General features: G+C 38.6%; 19 protein-coding genes. 6 read left to right on the forward strand and 13 right to left on the reverse strand.

Going from position 1 to position 21,335, the window contains the following annotated elements; genetic code table 11:
- Position 1: 1 nt before the first annotated feature.
- The 3 genes from R9C00_27970 (at position 2) to R9C00_27980 (ending at position 2,888) form a co-directional block, all read left to right on the forward strand.
- Positions 2-1,504 carry a HAMP domain-containing sensor histidine kinase gene (locus tag R9C00_27970; protein ID WPO35538.1) on the forward strand — a complete coding sequence of 501 codons (1,503 nt, stop codon included), beginning with the start codon at positions 2-4 and terminating at the stop codon, positions 1,502-1,504.
- Between the two features lie 313 nt (positions 1,505-1,817).
- Positions 1,818-2,285, forward strand: coding sequence for a hypothetical protein (locus R9C00_27975; protein ID WPO35539.1), 468 nt, complete (start codon positions 1,818-1,820; stop codon positions 2,283-2,285).
- 135 nt (positions 2,286-2,420) lie between these two features.
- Positions 2,421-2,888, forward strand: a complete 468-nt coding sequence (locus tag R9C00_27980; GenBank protein WPO35540.1) for a nucleoside triphosphate pyrophosphohydrolase family protein — start codon at positions 2,421-2,423, stop codon at positions 2,886-2,888.
- Positions 2,889-2,896: 8 nt separating this feature from the next.
- Here the strand turns inward: R9C00_27980 and purN are convergent, their stop codons facing one another.
- The 9 genes from purN to R9C00_28025 all read right to left on the reverse strand — a co-directional run bounded on the left by purN (position 2,897) and on the right by R9C00_28025 (position 12,641).
- Positions 2,897-3,472, reverse strand: a complete 576-nt coding sequence (gene purN / locus R9C00_27985; protein ID WPO35541.1) for a phosphoribosylglycinamide formyltransferase — start codon at positions 3,470-3,472, stop codon at positions 2,897-2,899.
- Between the two features lie 37 nt (positions 3,473-3,509).
- Positions 3,510-4,391, reverse strand: coding sequence for a geranylgeranylglycerol-phosphate geranylgeranyltransferase (locus tag R9C00_27990; GenBank protein ID WPO35542.1), 882 nt, complete (start codon positions 4,389-4,391; stop codon positions 3,510-3,512).
- A gap of 39 nt (positions 4,392-4,430) precedes the next feature.
- Positions 4,431-4,994 (reverse strand): DUF2911 domain-containing protein, encoded by a 564-nt coding sequence (locus R9C00_27995; GenBank protein WPO35543.1) that lies wholly within the window; start codon positions 4,992-4,994, stop codon positions 4,431-4,433.
- Positions 4,995-5,160: 166 nt separating this feature from the next.
- Positions 5,161-6,441, reverse strand: coding sequence for a methionine adenosyltransferase (gene metK / locus R9C00_28000; protein ID WPO35544.1), 1,281 nt, complete (start codon positions 6,439-6,441; stop codon positions 5,161-5,163).
- Between the two features lie 7 nt (positions 6,442-6,448).
- Positions 6,449-7,159 carry a hypothetical protein gene (locus tag R9C00_28005; protein WPO35545.1) on the reverse strand — a complete coding sequence of 237 codons (711 nt, stop codon included), beginning with the start codon at positions 7,157-7,159 and terminating at the stop codon, positions 6,449-6,451.
- Positions 7,160-7,324: 165 nt separating this feature from the next.
- On the reverse strand, positions 7,325-7,600 hold the full coding sequence (locus R9C00_28010; GenBank protein WPO35546.1) for a hypothetical protein: 276 nt from the start codon (positions 7,598-7,600) through the stop codon (positions 7,325-7,327).
- Positions 7,601-7,735: 135 nt separating this feature from the next.
- A complete protein-coding gene (rnr, locus tag R9C00_28015; protein ID WPO35547.1) occupies positions 7,736-9,892 on the reverse strand; it encodes a ribonuclease R in 2,157 nt (718 codons plus the stop codon).
- A gap of 336 nt (positions 9,893-10,228) precedes the next feature.
- On the reverse strand, positions 10,229-10,636 hold the full coding sequence (locus R9C00_28020) for a hypothetical protein (GenBank protein WPO35548.1): 408 nt from the start codon (positions 10,634-10,636) through the stop codon (positions 10,229-10,231).
- A 202-nt stretch (positions 10,637-10,838) separates the two neighbouring features.
- Entirely contained in the window at positions 10,839-12,641 is a 1,803-nt protein-coding gene (locus R9C00_28025) for an ABC transporter transmembrane domain-containing protein (GenBank protein ID WPO35549.1), read from the reverse strand.
- 313 nt (positions 12,642-12,954) lie between these two features.
- Here R9C00_28025 and priA point away from each other — a divergent pair, with 313 nt between their 5' ends.
- The 3 genes from priA (at position 12,955) to R9C00_28040 (ending at position 16,483) form a co-directional block, all read left to right on the forward strand.
- On the forward strand, positions 12,955-15,459 hold the full coding sequence (gene priA / locus R9C00_28030; GenBank protein ID WPO35550.1) for a primosomal protein N': 2,505 nt from the start codon (positions 12,955-12,957) through the stop codon (positions 15,457-15,459).
- A 71-nt stretch (positions 15,460-15,530) separates the two neighbouring features.
- Positions 15,531-15,785: an autorepressor SdpR family transcription factor gene (locus R9C00_28035; protein ID WPO35551.1), complete on the forward strand. Its 255-nt coding sequence runs from the start codon at positions 15,531-15,533 to the stop codon at positions 15,783-15,785.
- A 26-nt stretch (positions 15,786-15,811) separates the two neighbouring features.
- Positions 15,812-16,483: an SdpI family protein gene (locus R9C00_28040; protein WPO35552.1), complete on the forward strand. Its 672-nt coding sequence runs from the start codon at positions 15,812-15,814 to the stop codon at positions 16,481-16,483.
- On the opposite strand, the gene R9C00_28045 is transcribed toward R9C00_28040, so the two are convergent.
- The 4 genes from R9C00_28045 to porQ all read right to left on the reverse strand — a co-directional run bounded on the left by R9C00_28045 (position 16,480) and on the right by porQ (position 21,217).
- Entirely contained in the window at positions 16,480-17,193 is a 714-nt protein-coding gene (locus tag R9C00_28045; GenBank protein WPO35553.1) for a DUF6089 family protein, read from the reverse strand. The genes R9C00_28040 and R9C00_28045 overlap by 4 nt on opposite strands.
- 64 nt (positions 17,194-17,257) lie before the next feature.
- Entirely contained in the window at positions 17,258-18,268 is a 1,011-nt protein-coding gene (locus R9C00_28050; GenBank protein ID WPO35554.1) for a DUF6089 family protein, read from the reverse strand.
- Between the two features lie 288 nt (positions 18,269-18,556).
- Positions 18,557-19,945: an ATP-dependent protease ATPase subunit HslU gene (gene hslU, locus R9C00_28055; protein WPO35555.1), complete on the reverse strand. Its 1,389-nt coding sequence runs from the start codon at positions 19,943-19,945 to the stop codon at positions 18,557-18,559.
- Positions 19,946-20,125: 180 nt separating this feature from the next.
- A complete protein-coding gene (porQ, locus tag R9C00_28060) occupies positions 20,126-21,217 on the reverse strand; it encodes a type IX secretion system protein PorQ (GenBank protein WPO35556.1) in 1,092 nt (363 codons plus the stop codon).
- Between the last annotated feature and the right edge of the window lie 118 nt (positions 21,218-21,335).

Here is a 21,335-nt window from a genome sequence, read left to right on the forward strand (position 1 = left end):
AATGTCAACATCTACTTTGTCAAATCAGCTAATACGGAAATTATCCATTTCCTTTTTGTTGATTCTTCTATTGGTCGGGCTTACCCAGATCCTGATCACTTTTTATTTTACCCGAAAATATTTTGAGGAAACTACTCAGCGACTCAATGCCGAAGTGGCTGCCCACCTTATCAATGAAAAATTTCAAGATACCTCTCCTTTTTTGGAAGATGGAACTGTGAATAAGCCTTTGTTTGGAGATATTATGCACGATATGATGGCGGTAAATCGAGGTATTGAAGTCTTTTTGCTCGATGAAAAAGGGGTGGTGCAATATTCAGTTGTGCTGGACAACGATGGTAGGGGAAAAAATGTCACTCAAGTAGATCTGCAGCCTATCAAGGATTTTTTAGCTTGTAATAAACAGGCATATATCTTGGGAGATGATCCAAGAGACCAAGATGGAAAGAAGATTTTTTCTGCCGAGGCTTTCGAAATTGGTGATCACAAAGGATATATCTATATTGTATTGGCAGGGAAGGCATTTGAAGAAGTTACCGACAGTTTGTTTGCAAGTTATTTTATTCGGCTTGGGGTTGGGGCTTTTTCGGTAACCTTGGCTTTTGCCATTATCATAGGTTTGTTGGCCATTTGGTTTTTGACCAAGAGCCTTCGTGAGATCATATTTACGGTGAGAAGGTTCAAAGAAGGTGATATGCTAGCCCGTGTGCCTAATCCAGAGAGAACAGACCTATCGATTTTGGCCACCACTTTCAACGAAATGGCAGATACGATAGTGGGGAATATTGAAAAGTTGAAATCTGTGGAAAATTTGAGAAGGGAGCTGATTGCCAATGTATCCCATGACCTTCGGACTCCTTTGGCCATTATGCAAGGGTATGTGGAAACCCTCCAAATCAAAGATGAACACCTTGACCAAGTAGAAAGAGAAAAGTATTTGGGGATTTTGAAAGGAAGCGTGGATAAACTGAGCCATATGGTTTTTCAGCTTTTTGAATATTCGAAGTTAGAGGCTAAGGAGATCGAACCGCAAAAAGAGCCCTTTTCCATTTCCGATTTGGCCATGGATGTATATTACAAATGCCAAGTGTTGGCAAAAAAGAAAGATATCAAACTAGAACTTGAAATAGAAGAAAAGCTTCCTTTGGTTTTTGCCGATATAAGTTTGGTAGAGCGTGTAATCCAAAACCTGATGGACAACGCTTTGAAATTTACCCCAGAAAATGGTGCAGTAACTATCCAATTGAAACCTTCTCATGAAAGCGTGGAGGTAATGATAAAAGATAATGGGCCTGGGATTCCAGAAAACGAACAATCGTATATTTTTGAGCGGTACCGGAAAACAGAAAATGGGAAAACTCAGAGTGGAGGGGCAGGGTTAGGCTTGGCTATTGCCAAAAAAATATTAGAGATCAATAATTCTACTATCAAGGTCATTAGCCAGCCCAATAAAGGAACAACTTTCCAGTTTGGCTTACCTGTTTATGAAAATGCTATGGCTTGATACAAGTTATCCAAGGAATATTTACAAAACTCTTGAAGAGGGAATGGTATTTATCATTCCCTTTTTTTATGTCGAAGCGTAAAAATAACGACAAGGAGTAAGCGTATGACGCTTCTTTGATTAGTCCAATTTATCCTAGATAAAACACTATGTAAAAATACTGATATATTAGAAATATTTTATAAACAATGCTTAATAAGTAAACTTTTCTTTGAAAAATTCAATTTACTTTATACTATCGTTATTCAAATGTTACTATAACTTTTATCGTTCTTATTAGGAACATAAACCATTACCAAAACAAATAAATATCATGAAATCACCTAATATAGTAAGCACGTATTCGGAGCTTGAAAAATTAATTAGTGATTATGAATTTGAAAAGGCCCAGAATCTGATTGAAACCAACCTAACAGAAGATGCTACCAAATCGATGTTGGTAAAAATTGCAGACCATACTTCGGGAAACCTAGTTTACACTTTTGTATCTAAAGTCTTACAAAAAGATGAGAACAGCTTTTGGCACAAAGTTGCTTCCAAAGTAGCCTTTGAAACTTTTTCTGACGAGCATGAGGCAGAGAAAACAGGTCTTTACCATATTTTGAAAGCTATAGAGCATGAGCCAACTAACTGGAAGATGAAGGAAGAGGCGCTGAAATATTTCAGAGATGGGGCATTGCCAGAGAAATATATCAAGCCTTACGCCGAAGCGGTGTTGAGGCAAGAGCCTACTAACCATATTGCTTTGATGGCTGTAGAATCAGAAGTAGAAGCATTTTAATTTTTTGAAAACTATGCCCTCTTAGAGCTACGGAACCTTCGTTTCGTAGCTTTTTTTATTGGGGAAAGGTCAAGTTGGGATCTGAATGTGTACTTTTGGAGCTTCATTTTATTTCAATTCAAATCTAGATCTTTTATGAAAAGCCCCGATTCTTTAGCCCAAGTGGCAGAATTCCACAAAACATTCAAGCACCCGATCCAGCCTGAACCCATCGTCCCTTCACCTGAGCGTTGCCAGCTTCGTGTATCGCTTATAGCCGAAGAGCTAAAGGAGCTGGAAAAAGCTATAGAAGATAAGGATTTGGTGGAAATAGCCGATGCTTTGTGCGATATTCAATATGTCCTTTCTGGGGCTGTATTAGAATTTGGGATGGGCGAGAAATTCAAAACGCTGTTTGAAGAGGTTCAGCGCTCGAACATGAGCAAGGCTTGCAAGACCCAAGAAGAAGCGGAAGCAACAGTGAAATATTATACAGAAGAAAGAGGTACACCTTGCTACTACAAAGAAATAGATGGTTTGTACCTCGTTTATCGCAATGGGGATAACAAAACATTGAAGTCTGTAAACTATTCTCCTGCAGACTTGGCTCAGTTCCTGAAATAGGCTACGAGTTATTGTTTAATGATATTTTCAATCACTTTGGGGAAGTGTTCATGCTCTAATGCATGGATTTTTTGAACCAGAGTTTCGGGGGTATCATCGTCTGAGATACTACACTTTTCTTGGACGATGACGTCTCCATGATCGTAAATCTCATCTACAAAATGAATGGTGATTCCCGACTCTTTGTCGCCAGCTTCAATTACTGCTTTGTGAACTTTCAGCCCGTACATGCCTTTTCCCCCATAGTTAGGCAGCAAAGCAGGATGGATATTGATGATTTTTTTAGGGTAAGCTTTTACCAAGTATTCGGGTACGAGCCAAAGAAAACCTGCCAATATAATAAGTTCGGTATCTACTGATTTGAGGTACTCCAATACAACCTGCTGTTCGTTAAATTCTTTTCGATTGAAAACCAAAGTGTCTATGCCTAATGCCTGAGCTTTTTCCAACACAGGAGCTTTTGGGTTGTTTGAAAGCACGGTAAACCTGATGTTAGGCTCTTTGCCAAAGTAGTTGATTATGTTTACTGCGTTGGAACCTGTTCCCGAGGCAAAAATGGCGATATGTATTTCTTTGGTTTTCACAAATGAAAAAGTTTAGTTGACAGAACTGGCTGCAAAATTAAATTAAAACAATCATACCTAGCCCAAATAAGATAGCCAGTTTGCAAAAAGTACTCAGTCGGTGAAATTGTTTGGTAGAATCGGCTCTATAAAGCTGGCGAATGAAGTAGATGGAAGGCATGAGCATAAGCCAAAAATAGATCAGGACCTGTTTGTTTCCCGCATAAATAAGTAAGGTAATGAGCGATACGAAAAAGATGAGTAGAAGGAAATAAACCAGTATTTTGGTCTTTCTTATTCCCCAAATAATCGGCAGTGTTTTACACCCATAGCGCATATCTCCCCTTATGTCTTCCATATCTTTTATTATTTCTCTGATGAAAGAGATAAAAAAGGCGAAAATGGAAAAGAAGTAAATGAGGTGATTATGGGAACGGAAATAGAGCTCTACTATTAGCAAAGCGGCAGCAGAAAGAAAAGCTACACTGAAGTTTCCAACTAAAGGCATTCTTTTAAGTTGGTTGGAATAAAGCCAAAGCCAAACTGCGGAGCATAGGTTTACAGTTCCTATCGAGGGGGAAAGGTAAAAACCAATAAAAATCCCACTGAAATTTAGAATGGTATGAAAAGCCATCGCTATCCGCCTTCTCATGAAAGTACCTATAACGACTCTATCTGGCTTATTGATAATATCAATTTTCACATCATAATAGTCATTGATGATGTAGCCAGCGGCAGCTATAAATAGCGTAGATAGAGAGAGAAGAAAAAATTTTTCTTCTTTGAGATAGCTAAAATAGTTTGACGGTGATCCCACCAAAAAAACTCTGATGAGGTATTGGGTAGCTATAATAATGAGCAGATTGGGCAGCCTCACCAACTTATAAATGTTGGTGATTGCTCTAATGTTTATGTGCTTTGGCAAAGCAAGACTGTCCATTTAGTATATGAGGTTATATGATTAAAAATCAAACCATCATTAAGAGTTTTTAGCTGAGGCAATATTCACAGAAAATATGAGCTTATCCCAAGTAAAAATGATTTTGTCTTCTATACTGAATTTCAACCTTTCTTGTTTGTCACCATTTATTTGAGGGATGATGGCAACTCTTAAGATATCATCTTCTTGTTTATAGTCAAAAGCACCCCATTGTTCCCAATCTTTGTTCAAGATCAATGTCCACTCATTTTGATTTGGGATTGTAAAAAGGCTGTATTTTCCTTTTGGTACTTTTTGACCTTCTACTAGTACATCACTTTTAAACTCTATCCAAGTAGCCTCATCTGCACCAGTTCTCCACACTTCTCCATAGGGCACTAGTTCGCCCCAAACTTTTCTCTTTTTAACGCCAGGAGAACTGTATTGCATAGAAACCTCTACACCGTCAATTTCTCCACTGATCTTATTCATAGGGCTTGCGATTTGTTCGGGTGCATTTTCTGAAGTATCTCTATTTGCATTGCTATTTTCCGAAGAATTAGATCCACAGGAAGCTAGTAAAAAGAAGAGAGGGAGGGTAAGTGTTATGAATTTTAATTTCATGATATCTTGTATTGACTTTTATCTTTGATAATTAACTTCCGAAGTAAAACAATGCTGGTATTATAATGGTTTGCTCAACTTGAAAATGCTTTGCTATTTATTTGATCAAAAAAAGCCGATGAGTTTCATCGGCTTCATAATATACTGTAGTTAAGGTAACAAAAGGCTATAAACCAAATGCTTCTTTCACTTTATCAACATAATCAAGTTTCTCCCAAGTGAAGAAAGAAAGCTTTTCTACTTTCTTAGCCCTTGTTTCTTTGTAGAATTCATCAGTTTCTTCGATGGTTACATAGTTGAGAGCAACTTCTTCATCATAAGACTCTCTGCCCATATGACCATAGGCAGCAGTTGGAGAATAAATTGGCTTTTTAAGTTCCAACCTTTCAATTATAGCCTTTGGTCTCATATCGAAAATCTCTGAGATTTTATCAGCTATTTGGATATCGTCCATATCAACTTTGGCAGTGCCATAAGTATTGATGTTCAGAGAAACAGGTTTAGAAACACCAATTGCGTAAGCTACCTGAACAAGAACTTCGTCAGCAAGACCTGCGGCAACTACATTTTTAGCAATATGTCTAGAAGCATAAGCTGCACTCCTATCTACTTTAGAAGGATCTTTTCCTGAGAAAGCACCACCACCATGAGCTCCTTTGCCTCCGTAGGTGTCAACAATTATTTTTCTACCTGTAAGCCCAGCGTCTCCATGAGGCCCACCGATTACGAACTTACCAGTTGGGTTGATATGGTAAATGGTTTTGTCATCGAGAAGCTCCGCAGGTATTACCCTTGGGATAACGATCGCTTTCATGTCTTCAGCGATTTTTGCTAGCATTTCAGCCTCTTCCGCAAAATCGTCATGTTGGGTAGAAATGACGATTGTGTGAACTCTTACTGGAGTTTTTTCATCGTCTTTGTACTCGATGGTTACTTGAGCTTTTGCATCGGGCCTGAGGTAAGGCATCAACTCAGGTTCCTCTTTTCTGATTTTAGCAAGTTCTTTTACTAACCTATGAGAGAACGCTAGAGCCATTGGCATGTACTCCGGAGTTTCGTTAGTAGCATAGCCAAACATCATACCTTGGTCACCTGCACCTTGCTCTTTATCAACACCTTCTCCTACATTTACGCCTTGGGCGATGTCTGGAGATTGGCTATGAAGCGCTACGGTTACACCACAAGATTCGGCATCGAATTTATAATCATCATGATTGTAGCCGATTTTTTTTATAGTATCCCTAATAACATCAGGAATTTCTACATAAGCTTTGGTGGTGATCTCACCAGCAACAACTACAAGCCCAGTAGTTACGAGAGTTTCACATGCAACTCTTGATTCAGGGTCTTGTGCCAACATGGCATCTAAAATAGCGTCAGATATTTGATCTGAGATTTTGTCTGGATGTCCTTCTGAAACAGACTCCGATGTAAATAAATATGGCATAATTAGGTTATTTGAATTTTATGGTGTTACCAATATTAATTTCTTCGTTTTGAAGCTCCTTTAATGACTTAGAAAAAGTCAACTCTCTTTTGTCATCAGATAAGACTGCTTCATTATTTGAGAAACGTTTTATCTTTCCGTCGGTTTTGATGATCATTTGATAAGTAACCGTTTCATAAAAAGTGCTTAATTGCGCACTAACATCTTTCGATTGATCGTCATCTTCATTTTCAGGAATGATTTCATCGGTCAGATTTTTTAAGTTGAAAATATTTGCTTTTTCAAGGTTTCCCTTGGTGTAATCATAATACGGCTTGTACTGAACCGACTCTCCGCCTGCATCCATTTGGGATAGTGCCATATTAAGGGCATCTACATTTTCAAAACTCATCTTGATCCCATAAGTAAAGTTTTCCTTATCCTGAACTCCTTTAGCATTGGAAATTCCCGTGATGGCATTCAGTTCAGTGGCTAGTTCTATAAAGGCTGAGTCCAAACCTTCGGCAGGATTATCGCCTAGCCCGGCCTCCTTACCTTCTTCGCTGTCTGCCAGTTGGAGCATCATGTTGAACATCTGTTTACTTGCACTGAAATCCATTACCATGGAGTAAGAGCCAGAACCATCTTTTTTAATAAAGATAGATTCTTTTATTTCAAAGCAAGATGTTGCCAGAAATGCTAATCCGCACAGAAGGAAGCTTTTGATATATTTGGTCATTTATGTAATAAGGTTTGGAATACTTATTAATAGGATGGTTTGTTAGATTTGGGCAAAAGTAATAAAAAATAGAGTTCCCAATTGCCTTTCGCAAAAAATGCTGAATATTAGGCATTAAGGAGCTCTTAACTTTCAAGAGAAACAGTTCTATGGAAGGTGTTTCTCTTAGAATTTCAATACATAAACAGCTAGAAGAGTCAGAAGAACCACGATGAACAATTTGATCATCAGTGATTGGTTTTGTTCGTTTCTTTTTCTTGTAAAGGATTCGGAAATCCTTGTTTTTACATCTAGGTGATGATCTGGGTCACCTTTTGCATGTTGGCGTTTAGCCATTTCAATTTTCATCTCTATTTCCTCTTTTACAGGATCGTAGTAGCGAGGAGTGAATTCGAACCTAGTATGTGAAGGTAATTTCAAAAAGCTGGGAAACTTCTTCATATATTTTTTCTATTTATATTAATTGCAATATCATCCTTGTAACACGAGGGAATTGCTTTTTAGTTCTTTAAAAACTTATAGGAGGCTATTGCCTCAAACTATAAGGTAACCATACAAAGTTAGCAATTTATAGTTTTATGGTTGTGATATCCGCTCTACTAATGAAAGGTCGATATTTCTTCTTTCAAGGTTTGTGCCTATAACTTTTACCAGTAGTGGATCGCCTAGCCTAAATATTTCACCCGAGCTCCTTCCGCTTACATATTGCCGGTCTTCATCGTAGTAATATTCATCGTTGGGCAAGTCAGCTATTCGGAGCATGCCCTCACACTTCGTATCGTTTATTTCAATATACATGCCCCATTCGGTAAGGCTAGAGATAATTCCTTCCATTTCTTCGTGCATGAACTGCTGCATAAATTCTACTTGTTTGTATTTAACAGAAGCTCTTTCGGCATCAGATGCCACTTTTTCCCTTTCGGAAGAATGTTTACATTTTGACTCGTACTCCTCCTTCTCGGCAGGCTTTCCCCCATCTAAGTAGTGCTGAAGCAAGCGATGCGTCATTACATCTGGATATCTTCGGATAGGTGAGGTGAAATGTGAATAATGCTTGAAAGCTAGTCCATAATGACCAAATGGCTCAGTAGTATATCGAGCTTTGGACATGGTTCGAATAGCTTGGTATTGCATAATCGTTTGCTCTGGCTTTCCTTCCACTTCCTGGGCAATCTTATTTAAAGATTTTGCTAGACCATTTCCAGATGTATTTACTTGATAACCAAATCTCTTGGCAAAAAGCGCAAAGTTCATTACCTTTTCAGGATCTGGATCTTCGTGAACCCTATATACCATCGTGTTTTTATCCTTGCCTTTTCGCTGGTTGAAAACAAAAGTAGCTACTTGCTTATTGGCAAGAAGCATAAATTCTTCGATGAGTTTATGGGCATCTTTCCTGATTTTTGGTGTAAGCTCCAAAGGCTTTCCGTTTTCGTCCAACTTGAAATAAAATTCTGTGGACTCAAAACCAATAGCTCCAGCCTTAAACCTTTTGTCTTTTAAAACTTTCGCAATTTTATTTAGCACGGAAAGTTCTTCAGCGTATTCGCCCTCGTTAGTTTCTAGAGTTTCCTGCGCTTCTTCGTACGTAAACCTCCTGTCGGAATAAATAACCGTTCTGCCGAACCATTCGTTGTGGATCTTCCCTTTTTCATCGAGTTCAAAAACAGCCGAAAATGTTAATTTTTCCTCTTTAGGGCGTAAAGAGCAAAGCCCATTGGAAAGTTGTTCAGGAAGCATCGGGATGGTCCTGTCTACCAAATAGACAGAAGTAGCTCTTTCGTATGCTTCTTTTTCAAGAATGGAATCAGGCATTACATAATGTGAAACATCGGCAATGTGAATGCCTATTTCCCAAATACCGTTGCCTTTGTATTGGATGGAAAGGGCATCGTCAAAATCTTTCGCATTTTCGGGGTCAATAGTGAAAGTGGTGATTTCTCTGAAGTCCCTTCGTTTTTTGATCTCCTCACTGGTTATTTCTTCACTAATCGACTTGGCAGCTTTTTCTATATGGTCGGGAAATTTGAAAGGCAGCCCATATTCGAACATTATCGAATGGATTTCGGTCTCATTTTCTCCCGATTTGCCCAAAACATGCTTCACCCTTCCCACAGGACTTTTGTCACCCACAGGCCATTCTATTATCTCTACTACAACTTTTTCCCCATTTTCCGCCTTTTTGGTCATTTCCCTTGGTATGAAAATATCCGTATGCATTTTACGGTTATTTGGTACTACAAAGGCAAAGTTTTTAGAAAACTCGATTTTCCCAGCAAACTCTTTGCTGTGCCTTTCTACTACTTCTAGCACCTCACCTTCGGGACGGTTTCTTCTGGAATTGAAAAGCATTTTAAGTTTTACCTTATCGCCATGGAGCGCACCTTTTAGTCTTCTACTACTCACCCTAACGTCGTTTTCTTGCCCTTCTATAATCACAAAGGCAAATGAAGGGTTTACAAAATCTACTGTTCCTATAAAAGTATCTCCTGCTTTGTTTGAGGTATAGTATTCTCCATGCACATTTTCAATCATGCCTTTTCTAGCCATCTCATCTATGAGCATGCCCAATGAAACCTTGGCTTTGTGGCTATGGATTTTGAGCGCTTTGGCAAGTTGTCTTCTCGAAAAGTTTACATTTTCGTTTGCATTTAGCAACGTAATTATTTTTTTAACAAGATTATCCGAGACCTTTTTGGGCTTGGAATGTCTTGTTTTGTTCTTTTTCTTCATTATAAATTGGAATTTGTGCTGAGGGAAGGTTAATTGCTTTTATTGAGGTTAAGCGTCCCCCAGGCTTAAAAATAGCCTATTTGGCTGTGATATTGTAACGTTTTAAGATTTGTTATTTTGCTAAAACGCTAATTTAACTTCTGCAAAGATATAGTTAAAAAAAGATAAGTTTTAGCACAAGTATTAAAAATACCAAATTTTGGAGTCTAAATAACCGAAATATTTTGCTAGAAAAAATGCCTAGAAGAGCGAGTGTATTAATCTGACCTTGAGGGAAATAAAAAAGAGGCATAAGCCTCTTCTCTGTGTAGTTTACTATGTGTATGAGAGATTTCTTTAGCCCTGTGTTTTTTGCTCAGCTTCTTGCTGTTCTTTTTGGTACACTTCATTTTCAGGAACACGTCTGCTCAAAATGAAATAAAGGTTTTCAGCTTTTGCCCATTCGCCAGTAGTTTTATATATATCGGCTTGCTTTTCCAGCGTATGGTTTATTTTTTCGTAAATGTCTGCTTTTTCTACTTTATTATAAGCTGAATAGTAATAGCCAGCAGCATGTAAATATTGTTCTTCAGCAAACGCATCATCTCCGTCAAATAGGTTTTCGATGAAGGTAACTTTTTCCTCGAGTTGCCCATCTACACCGTACATAGAGACTATTCTTCTATATTCTTTGAGAGCTCCTTTGTAGTCACCCTCTTCAAACATACTGTTTATGTCGCTTACAATTATTCCAGTATAATCCATATTAACAATTAAATTTGTTTTATTTTTTAATAAAACACAATGTTTTAAATCTAGTTTGCAGGAAAAGAATAAGAGAAAATTCAATTTTTTAGCTATTGGACATATTCCTGCCACTAAAGAAACGCCAACTGTTGGTTGAGCTTATGAAGAAGCGAAAAAACTTTTTGTTTTTAAGGTTATTTTGAAATTTCTATTCAATATTTTACTCAATTATTTCCTCTTGAAGCTTCAAAAAGCCATTATATACTCCATTGGGGAGAGTAGAAAGTTCATCGTGGTTACCTGATTCTATAATGTCTCCTTTTTCAAGCACATAAATCCTGTCCACTTTACGGATAGTGCTCAGCCTGTGGGCAATGATGATGGTCGTTCTTCCAACCATTAATTTTTCCAATGCTTGCTGCACCATTTGTTCCGACTCCGAGTCGAGGGAGCTGGTAGCCTCGTCGAGAATCAAGATAGATGGATCTTTCAAAATAGCCCTTGCAATGGCGATTCGTTGCTTTTGTCCTCCAGAAAGCTTTATGCCTCTTTCTCCTACCAGCGTTCCGAACCCTTCGGGAAATGAGTTGATAAAACCCAATGCGTTTGCCTTTTCGGCTGCATCTTTTATTTCCTCGTAGGTAGCGTCAGGTTTTCCATAAGCGATATTTTCTTTTATGCTTCCTCCAAAAAGAACCACTTCTTGGGGTACTATGGCAATATTTGCTCGGTAGCCATTTATATCGTAGTCATAAATATTTTTACTATCTACGCTAATTTGTCCATTTTGGACTTCATAGAACCTTAAAAGCGTTTGGACGATGGTTGATTTTCCTGCTCCGCTGTGTCCTATCAAAGCTATTTTTTCACCAGAGGAAATGGTTAAGTTCAATTTTTTCAGTACTTCTACACTAGTACGAGAAGGGTAGGAAAAAGCGACATCTTTGAATGTGATGTTGCCTTCTAACTTGATTTTTTTAGCTGCAGTAATATCGTCCAATTCATGCTCGCTTTTTTCGGTCAGGATTTCCAATACTCTTTCTGTTGCGCCAATTGCCTTTTGGATAGAGCTAAAAATATCGCCCAAGCCAGCAATAGATCCACCTATAAACATGGTGTAAAAAATAAAAGAAGTGAGATCTCCGATACTCAGCTCCCCTTCTTGGACAAGGTTTGCCCCGTACCAAAGTACCAGCACAACCCCACCAAATAGGGCGAAGATGATAAATGAAATAAAAGCTCCCCTGAATCGTGCAGCTTTTAGGGCTATACCAACTGTTTTGTCCAATGCTTTTCCATACCTGTTTACCTCAAAAACTTCGTTGGTAAATGCTTTTACAATGTTGATGGCGGTAAGCGTTTCTTCCACCACCGTATTTGCCTCGGCTAGCGAATCTTGGGTTTTTCGGGAAAAGCTCCTTATAAACTTGCCAAAGGAAAAACCAATCAGCACCAAAACGGGAATAATGGCGAGCATAAAGAACGTTAGCTTGGGCGTGACAAAAAATAGAATAGTTGTTCCTATAAGTAGGATGGAAGTTTGCCTCACAAATTCGGCGAGGGTAACTGAAAACGTATCTTGAAGCAGTGTGACATCACTGGTGATTCGGCTCATAAGTGCACCTGAGCGGTGTTTGTCATAAAAAGCGAGCGGAAGCGTGATGAACTTTTTGTAGAGATCTTTGCGGATATCCGCCATTGCCCTTTCACTTACTTGGGCAAAAAAGAATACTTTTAGAAAAGAAAAAATACTTTGAAGTACTAAAATACCCAAGAGCAGAAGGGCTATTTGGTCGATACTCCAGGACACGTATGCTTCTCTCGTGGCCGCATCTACCAGTTTTCCCGTGAAAAATGGAAAAGATAGCAGAACTGTGCTGGAGAAAAGCAAGCTGATAAGCCCTGCGATGAAAGGTGGTTTGTAGGGCAGCACATATCTATAAATCCCAATTAACTTTTTTAGCCCTTTTTTGTCTAGTTTCTTTTTTTCTTCCCCTTCCGAGCTGCGTTTTCTTCTTGCCATTAATTTTTGAGGTTCCTAATTGAAAGTTGGAGTTGATACTTGAGCTTGTATTGCCAATTTGTACTTTTGGGCTGGTTCAGAAGTTTCAAGCTTCAATATGACTTAGTTTTTGTTTTGCAATGCAAAATTACTTATAAATTTTGCCGCAATTTATAGTTTGTTCATGGTTATACCAATCAGCTATTTTGCTTTGCGCCTAAGGCTTTGCAAAAAGCAAAACTTGTTGACGCAGTAGCTTGTTTGTTTATTCACACATACGATTCTTTTTTTAGTAGATTTAGCCGATTTTTAAATAGGTAACAAACAGAAGATAATGATGCAAGAAGTTGGGGAAAGAAAAACTTTTTTTGTGGATGTGCTGCTGCCAGTACCCATCCCCCAGCTATTTACCTACCGTGTGCCCGAGGAAATGAACGAGTACATAGCAACTGGCCTGAGAGTAATTGTGCCTTTTGGCCCTAGGCGGGTACTGACGGCTATCATTATCAATATCCACCACAAGGCTCCTGAAAAATACCAAGCCAAATATATTTTGGATGTGTTGGACGAAGAGCCTTGCGTAAACCCTACCCAAGTAAAGTTTTGGGAATGGATAGCGTCCTATTATATGTGTACCACTGGCGAGGTAATGAACATTGCCATTCCTTCGGGTTTGAAGCTCACTAGCCAATCTCGGATTCAGCTAAATCCTGAGTTTGACTTTGAAACCACCGAAATAGAATTTACCCCAAAAGAAGAACGCTTACTGGAAGCTCTGAAACGTGCCGACAATATGCCTTACGATAAGGCTGCAGCTATTTTGGAGGTAAAGAACATCTACAATATTCTTAAGTTTTTGATAGCCAAAAAAGCTATTTTGATTTTTGAAGAGGTAAAAGAAAAGTACAAGCCTTTAAAAATCAAAAAAGTACGGTTGCAAGAGCTATATGTGCAGTCGGAAGAAAGCCTTGAAAAGCTTTTTGAGCAATTGGCTAAAAAACCGAAGCAGGAAACGCTTTTGCTCAAATACCTTTCTCTTGTCCCTATTTATTCGCACCCTCAGGCAAATCTGGAAGGCATTGAAAAAAGTAAACTTCTGGAGCAAGGAATGTCTCCTTCTTCGTACAAAACCTTGGTGAAAAATGGTGCTTTTGAAGAGTTTGAAATCATTATCTCTAGGTTTGATGAGTACGAACCGCCAACAGACCTAGCTTCGTTTGGCTTGAGTGAAGAGCAAACTATAGTCAGGGATAAAATCTTGGACGATTTCTCAGAAAAAAACACAGTATTGCTTCATGGAGTGACGGGAAGTGGAAAGACAGAGGTTTACATAGATTTGATTTCTAAGAATTTGGAGAATGGAAATCAGGTTTTGTTCCTTTTGCCAGAAATAGCCCTCACCGCCCAGATAGTTGGGAGATTGAGTAAGGTTTTTGGAAAAAAAATGGGGGTGTATCATTCTCGGTTTTCAGACAATGAAAGAGTAGAAGTGTGGAAAGGAGTGCAAGACGGAACGTACAATTTCATAGTAGGTGTCCGCTCGTCAATTTTTCTACCGTTCGATAATTTGGGGCTGATTATAGTAGATGAGGAGCACGAGCCGTCTTACAAACAATACGATCCTGCCCCACGCTACAATGCCCGTGATGCCGCTATGGTATTGGCAAATTTCCACCATGCAAAAACCCTTTTGGGCTCAGCCACTCCTTCCGTAGAGTCGTACTACCTTGCCCGGAAAGGGCAATATGGTTTTGCGGAGCTTACGCAAAGATATGGCGATGCAGTGATGCCAGAGATTGTTTTGGCCAATACAAGACTTGAGCAGCAGCAGCGGAAAATGAAGGGCGATTTTTCGAGCGTTCTTTTGGGTGAAATAGAAAGAACGGTTTCGGAAAAATTTCAGGTGATTTTATTTCAAAACAGAAGAGGATACGCGCCTTATCTTACTTGCGAGACTTGTGGATGGATTCCAAAATGCAAGCAGTGCTCTGTTAGTTTGACCTATCATCTGTACCGCAACCAAATGCGCTGCCATTATTGTGGTTATTCCGAACCTCCCATTCATTCTTGTGCTGTTTGCGGGTCTAAGAAAATAAAAACGGTGGGGCTAGGCACGGAAAAAATTGAAGACGAGCTCAAACTCTTATTGCCCACAGCCCGCATCGACCGGATGGACTTGGACACCACGAGGAAGAAAAATAGTTACCAACAAATTATTTCAGATTTTGAACAGCAAAATATTGATATACTTGTCGGGACACAAATGGTGACCAAAGGGCTAGATTTTGACTGTGTTCATTTGGTTGGTGTATTCGATATCGACCGCCTGATTCACTTCCCCGATTTCCGCTCGCACGAAAGAGCTTTCCAAATGATGACCCAAGTAAGTGGTAGAGCTGGACGCCGAGGGAGGCAAGGAAAAGTAGTTATCCAGACATCTTCTCCGGAGCAACGCTTGCTCAAATTAGTGGTAAATGGAGATTATCAATCATTCTTTGCACGGGAAATTCAGGAGCGAAAAAAGTTTTTGTACCCTCCTTTTACAAGGATAATCGAGATTACATTGAAAAGTGAGGATAAAATTTTGTGCCAAGATGCTGCTGATTTTTTTACTAAAAACTTGGCAAAGCAACTAGGTAAAAGGCGAGTATTGGGGCCTGAAGCTCCCTTTATTGACCGAATTAGAAATCAGTTTTTGAGAAATGTGATGATTAAGCTGGAGCGAGGGACGGTTAATCTATCACTTGCTAAAGAACTTATTGAGAAAGAAATTGATGAGCTGGGTAAACATAAGCAGTATAAAGCAGTAGCTACTGTGATTGATGTAGATTCAATTTAAATAAAAGTTTTTCTAACCAGAACCTTTTTTTTAATCAATCGTTTATATATTTAGATAATTATCTAAATACTATGAAAAAAGTTTTTAAAGCAGTTGATGACCCTACCAGGAGGGAGATACTGGATATGCTGAAGTTAAAGGACATGACAGCAGGCGAAATAGCCGAGGTGTTTTCCATTAGCAAGCCAAGTATTTCTTATCACCTCGATCTTCTCAAACAGGCAGACTTAGTCAGTTCTGATAAAAAAGGGCAATTCGTGTATTACTCGCTCAACACTTCGGTGCTCGACGAGGTAATTGGCTGGTTGCTAAACTTAAAAAAATAATACTCTACCTTTCTAAACCTAATGTTATGGATGTTAAAAGTTATCTGAAAAAAGAATGGTTGTTTTTTGTAGTGCTTCTGATACCATTTGTGGTGTATGCAATTATGTGGGAGTCAATCCCTGAAAAATTGCCCTCTCATTGGAACTATAAAGGGGAGATAGACGGGTATACCCAAAAAGGTTTGAGAATATTTTTTCTACCTTTTATTAATGTAATCGTGTATGTCCTGGTTTTATTCGTTCCCAAAATTGACCCTAAAAAAAGAATAGATATTTATGTTCCTGGAGTAAGATCGCTTCGCTTTGTGTTATGTACTTTTTTATCTGCATTATCTCTACTGATTCTGGCGACTGGACTAGGTTATGTCTCAGACTCATCTAAAATCATCAACCAGCTTATTATTTTGCTTCTGGTATTTTTGGGAAATTATATGGGTAAAATAAAGCCTAATTATTTTATTGGTGTAAGGACTCCTTGGACTTTAGAAAATAAGGAAGTCTGGAAAAAAACTCACAGGTTCACTGGGCTTTTGTGGGTCTTAGCCTCTGTTCCAATGCTTTTTATAAGTATTTTCTTGAGTTCGGTACTCATGAGCAAAGTATTCACAGCTTTTGTTCTTACTATCGCTTTGATACCAGTGGTTTACTCCTATATTCTTTTTAAGAAGCTCCAACATGTAGAAAATACCAGTCACTAATTATAGAGGCTATTGTTATAGTGTGGAGGGCAAATAAGATTTGAAAAACGATAGCTAAAAGAAACACCTAAATAATAGTAGGTATCATTATCACTGCGAGGCGACCTTTGGAACTTTGGGAGGTTTGGGTTATCAGAAATACCATCAACATCATCAGAGAAAGTCTTGGTAGTGGTGAATTCCCAATTCATGGAAATTCGGCTGCTAAGAGCTTTTTTAATTCCTACTCCAAATGGTATACCTGGCGTTACAATATTACCGCCCGTATAAGGCACTCCTTCATCAGGAGATGAAGTGATACTAGATAAGGAGAACCCAGCAAAAATGTAAGGGCTAAATTTGTCAATTCGGCTATCCCTTCTGTAGTCAAAAAAGTGATATTCCAATATGGTATTACCTTCCACTATAAAAGAAGAAAAGGAAAAATCTCTCTCTTTGTAAAAAGGATCTGAAGAAAGGTTATCAGCTCCTGCGATTTGCCCGACAGTTACACCTGTTCTCCAACTTAAGCTAGGAACAAAGTTGAACCTAATATGAAAATTGCCTGCTGGTCGAGTATTTTGTATTTTAACAACAGGAGCTACGTCACCTTTATAATTCATTCCGCCAAAGCCTGCACCAATTTCAAATCGTTGGATAACAGACTGCCCATGAGCTAAATTTACGATTAGTAAAAGCACAAAAACTCCTAATAGCTTATGTAGTTTCATAACACTTATTCTTCTTGATTAAAGTATAGGTTGCTCTATATTAGGAAGCTTTAGGGTGTGGGTACTAACGATATTTAGGTGTTTTTATGAATGAGAATATGTAGGCAACATGGAATCCCATGACGAAATAAGCATCCTTATCAGATCCGCCTCTAAGCTCGCCTACACCACCCTGACCATATCCTCTAACAGAGGTGTAGGTTCTTCCATCTACAGTAGAAACAAAGGTTTCGGTTTCTGGTGAACGAGCCTCGCCACTATATCGATCTGTTGGTTCGGCTGAACGATCATGCAAAGACCTTGCTAAAGGGTCTTCAAACTCTCCTAGATCTACATAACTACCTCCTACATCGTCTAAATAGTCGGAAAATGTAAACCTATAACCGACTTCAAACCCGATGTCCATGCTTGTACTGATTCTATACCTAACACCAACTCCTACAGGAATTGAAATACCAACAGCAGCATAAGGCTTGTCTTGATTTTCTGTTTTTAAAGGTCTTAAATCAACCCATTTCGAGCCAGAATATGGTGTTCCAGTGTGCACGTCTGCTTCTGGGCGAATAGCTTGTGGGTTATGGTAATAGGCAGCAATACCTGCCATTAAGTAAGGTATTGGAACATCAGGTCTTCTTTGGGCAAGTCCTTGGTTTTCTATAAAGTCAAAAAGTACAGTTGTACTAAGCTCATAGAGGTTGTTTCTGAAATGTAAATTTCTTTTATATCTGTAAAAACCTCCTGTGTCTTTATCTGTAGGGTCGGCAGAAGTATGGTCACTACCAGCTAACTGTCCCCATGCAAAAGCCATTCTACCTGTGAAGCGTGGTAAGAACCTTTTTTGGGCAAAAACACCTATATTAGGTCGGGTGTATTTTATATCCATGCTACCAAGGTTGCTTTTGGGAACAATATCTCCAAAATAATGCATGGAATTAGCCGACATGCCGACACTCCAATACCTTTTCTTTTTAGTAAATCTACCTTGACCTCCCAACTTTAGCCATTGGGCAGACACAGGGGCTGCTAGCAAAAAAAGCGCAAAGAAGACAATAGAAAAGTATCTGTTGGTTTTCATAAGTAAACGTAAAGTTGGTTGCCGTAGTAATTCTTTAAGCAACATGTATAAAAGACATGGTTTTGTAATCAAATTTGATGCAAGAAAGCTTAAAACTTTAAAATATTGATTCTATAACAAAGAAAAAATTAGTGTATTTTTCAAATGTTCACATTTCTTTTGAAAAGCTATTCTGACCTCTAACGCTAAAATAAACATTTTTTTATTTACCGCTAGTTATGCATGCTGTTTATTCGGTGAAATTTAATTTTACAGTCATAAAATTATAAAACAATAAAGATCAATGCATTATAAAATATATTGACTTAAATCTTTATTTACGATTAAATCTGACAGTTTTTCCTCTACCATTTGCTTGTTTACGGAAATTTTAGAGTTGGGCACAATGGTATCGGGTACTTCAAAAAGAAAATCATTTAGTAAATGGCTCATAACGGTATGAAGCCTTCTTGCCCCTATATTTTCTATTTCCGTATTAATGTTAAATGCGATAGATGCTATTTCTTCCAAAGAATCATCAGTGAAACTTAAAGAAACGCCCTCTGCTTCAAAAATAGCTTCATACTGTTTTGTAAGAGCATTTTTTGGGGCTTTCAAAATTTGGTAGAAATCTTCTTTGGTAAGGCTGTTGAGCTCTACACGTATAGGGAAACGACCTTGTAATTCAGGAATAAGGTCGGACGGTTTTGAAACGTGAAATGCTCCTGCTGCTACAAAAAGAATATGTTCGGTATTAATTATCCCATACTTGGTATTTACTGCTGATCCTTCCACAATTGGGAGTAAATCTCTCTGAACTCCTTCCCTACTTACGTCAGCTCCTCCTCCGCTTTTGGATGAGCTACTTGCGATCTTATCGATTTCATCAATAAAAATAATTCCAGTATCTTGGGCTTTGGCAATAGCAAGTTCCTTTACCTCATCCATGTCGATCAGCTTGGCACTTTCTTCTTCGTGAAGGATTTTCCTTGCTTCTTCTATCGTAACCTTTCTCTTTTTTTGCTTTTTGGGAAGCATCCCGCCAATCATCTCTTGGATATTCATCATAGAAACTTCGTCCACAGAACCTCCAATTACCCCAACGCCAGAGTTATTGGCATTTTCTACAGTTATTTCAATCTTCCTATCCTCTAGCTCTTTGTTTTTTATCTTCTCTCTAAAGCGTTCCCTCGTTTTTTCATTCAATTCGGTATCTGTGGTTGGGGTTTCTGAGGAGCTGCTGGGAATTGGGTTATTCCCTCTTCCTTTAAGTGGAGGAATTAGGGCATCAAGAATCATTTCCTCCACTATTTGATCCACTTTCTCCCCTATTTCCTTTTTCTTCTGGTCCCTTACAATCGCTACTGATTGTTCCATCAGGTCTCTTACCATGCTTTCTACATCTCTACCAACATAGCCAACTTCGGTAAATTTTGAAGCTTCTACTTTGGTGAATGGAGCATCGGCAATTTTAGCCAACCTACGAGCAATTTCTGTTTTACCTACACCGGTTGACCCTATCATTAGAATATTGTTGGGCATTATTTCTTTTTGCATCTCGGGTTTGGCGTGCATGCGTCGCCATCTGTTTCTGAGTGCAATAGCTACATTTCGTTTGGCAGAGTCCTGGCCAATAATATATTTGTCCAATTCTTCTACTATTCCTTTGGGTGTCAGGTAATTATCGGGTAATGACATAGTTATGAATAAAATATTTTGAATGCTTGCGTATTAATTAATGATAATGAATTAGCTTGACTAACTTAGTAAGGGGCGATAGGGTTTGGCTTATGTAAACAATTCCCACCTAAAAATATTTTAAATGAATGGTTGCCTAAAAAGTTTAAGCTTGATTCTTTGAAAGCAAATTTACATTAATCAGTTAATTATTTGCTTCTTCTTTTTGATCAATGACTTTGTATTGGCTGTGATTGTGATGGAATTTGTTCCTTCAGATACAAATTGCGACGAACGGGAATAAGCAATTTCAATTTTTTTGACTCGCAGCATTGCTCCAAAAGAAAACCCTGCTAATCCCCGCCTTTGCTCAAGTATCAACTCTTTTCTTTGTAAAAAGTTGTACCCAACTCTTAAGTTGAAGTTTTTACTGAACACAACTTCGCCTCCTAATACAAAATGCCTTGATAGTTTATCTGCAAATGAAATATCGTTAGTAGTCGGTTGGCCAAATCCATCGTCGGAGTCCGAATCGTTAGGATCATCGTAAGCAATTTGCAGAAATCGGTGTAGTTCCCGAGCGGTAAAAGAGAGCCTAAAAGGCATTCTTTCTGGTTTGAAAGTGATACCGATTAATGCATCGAAAGGCATGGAAAAGGATTGATTGGGGAGGTAATTCTGAAAAGCAAAGCCAATATTCCTGAAGGTAAGCCCAATAGTAAGATCTTTGGTGGGGTGGGAGAAAACTCCCCCCAAGTCAAATAGCAATCCACTAGCTTGGTATCCAGCTATATTAGATTGGATGATTTTTGCATTTGACCCTAACTTAAAAATACCGAGTTGCTGCGAATGGGAGAGGATCATCATAAAGTCATTGGACTTAAAGCTTCCAGTAGCCTCCCCATTTTCGTCATACCCGTCTATCTCACCATAGTTTAGTTGTTGAATGGCTATTCCCCAAGTGCCTATTTTATTGAAGTCAGCGGTAAAAAGCAATTGGTTGTTTTGAATGCCTGCGTGGTAAGAGTGGTGGTTAAATGAAATAAATCGGTCGGTAGAGTCGGAAAGGAGTGCCGGGTTGGAGGTAAACATGGTTGGATCCTGATGAGACGAGGTGATGTTTACCCCGCCCAACCCAACTTGCCTGGCATTTATAGGCAAGTCCACAAACTGGAAAGACCCTACCCCTCCAATTTGAGCAAATGTAGAATAGCTGAAAAAACAGCTAAATAAAAAGAATGAAAGAAATCTATTTTTGTTTGAAAAGTCTAGAATAGCCCGAATATGCTGCATGTAAACCTTTTTTATTTACCTACCAAAACCCATAAATCAGGTTTTTGATTTCCTTTATCGCAAATATATCCAATAGAAAGCAGATAGCGGCTATTTTGTTAAACTCAAGACTTCAGGG

The sequence above is a fragment of the Flammeovirgaceae bacterium SG7u.111 genome, from assembly GCA_034044135.1.
Taxonomy (GTDB): domain Bacteria; phylum Bacteroidota; class Bacteroidia; order Cytophagales; family Flammeovirgaceae.

Excerpts from the sequence above, each read along its gene's own strand:
- R9C00_27970 (WPO35538.1), top strand. The coding sequence starts at position 2 with ATGTCAACATCTACTTTGTCAAATCAGCTAATACGGAAATTATCCATT.
- R9C00_27975 (WPO35539.1), top strand. The coding sequence starts at position 1,818 with ATGAAATCACCTAATATAGTAAGCACGTATTCGGAGCTTGAAAAATTA.
- R9C00_27980 (WPO35540.1), top strand. The coding sequence starts at position 2,421 with ATGAAAAGCCCCGATTCTTTAGCCCAAGTGGCAGAATTCCACAAAACA.
- R9C00_27990 (WPO35542.1), bottom strand. The coding sequence starts at position 4,391 with ATGGACAGTCTTGCTTTGCCAAAGCACATAAACATTAGAGCAATCACC.
- R9C00_27995 (WPO35543.1), bottom strand. The coding sequence starts at position 4,994 with ATGAAATTAAAATTCATAACACTTACCCTCCCTCTCTTCTTTTTACTA.
- metK (WPO35544.1), bottom strand. The coding sequence starts at position 6,441 with ATGCCATATTTATTTACATCGGAGTCTGTTTCAGAAGGACATCCAGAC.
- R9C00_28005 (WPO35545.1), bottom strand. The coding sequence starts at position 7,159 with ATGACCAAATATATCAAAAGCTTCCTTCTGTGCGGATTAGCATTTCTG.
- R9C00_28010 (WPO35546.1), bottom strand. The coding sequence starts at position 7,600 with ATGAAGAAGTTTCCCAGCTTTTTGAAATTACCTTCACATACTAGGTTC.
- rnr (WPO35547.1), bottom strand. The coding sequence starts at position 9,892 with ATGAAGAAAAAGAACAAAACAAGACATTCCAAGCCCAAAAAGGTCTCG.
- R9C00_28020 (WPO35548.1), bottom strand. The coding sequence starts at position 10,636 with ATGGATTATACTGGAATAATTGTAAGCGACATAAACAGTATGTTTGAA.
- R9C00_28025 (WPO35549.1), bottom strand. The coding sequence starts at position 12,641 with ATGGCAAGAAGAAAACGCAGCTCGGAAGGGGAAGAAAAAAAGAAACTA.
- priA (WPO35550.1), top strand. The coding sequence starts at position 12,955 with ATGATGCAAGAAGTTGGGGAAAGAAAAACTTTTTTTGTGGATGTGCTG.
- R9C00_28035 (WPO35551.1), top strand. The coding sequence starts at position 15,531 with ATGAAAAAAGTTTTTAAAGCAGTTGATGACCCTACCAGGAGGGAGATA.
- R9C00_28040 (WPO35552.1), top strand. The coding sequence starts at position 15,812 with ATGGATGTTAAAAGTTATCTGAAAAAAGAATGGTTGTTTTTTGTAGTG.
- R9C00_28045 (WPO35553.1), bottom strand. The coding sequence starts at position 17,193 with ATGAAACTACATAAGCTATTAGGAGTTTTTGTGCTTTTACTAATCGTA.
- R9C00_28050 (WPO35554.1), bottom strand. The coding sequence starts at position 18,268 with ATGAAAACCAACAGATACTTTTCTATTGTCTTCTTTGCGCTTTTTTTG.
- hslU (WPO35555.1), bottom strand. The coding sequence starts at position 19,945 with ATGTCATTACCCGATAATTACCTGACACCCAAAGGAATAGTAGAAGAA.
- porQ (WPO35556.1), bottom strand. The coding sequence starts at position 21,217 with ATGCAGCATATTCGGGCTATTCTAGACTTTTCAAACAAAAATAGATTT.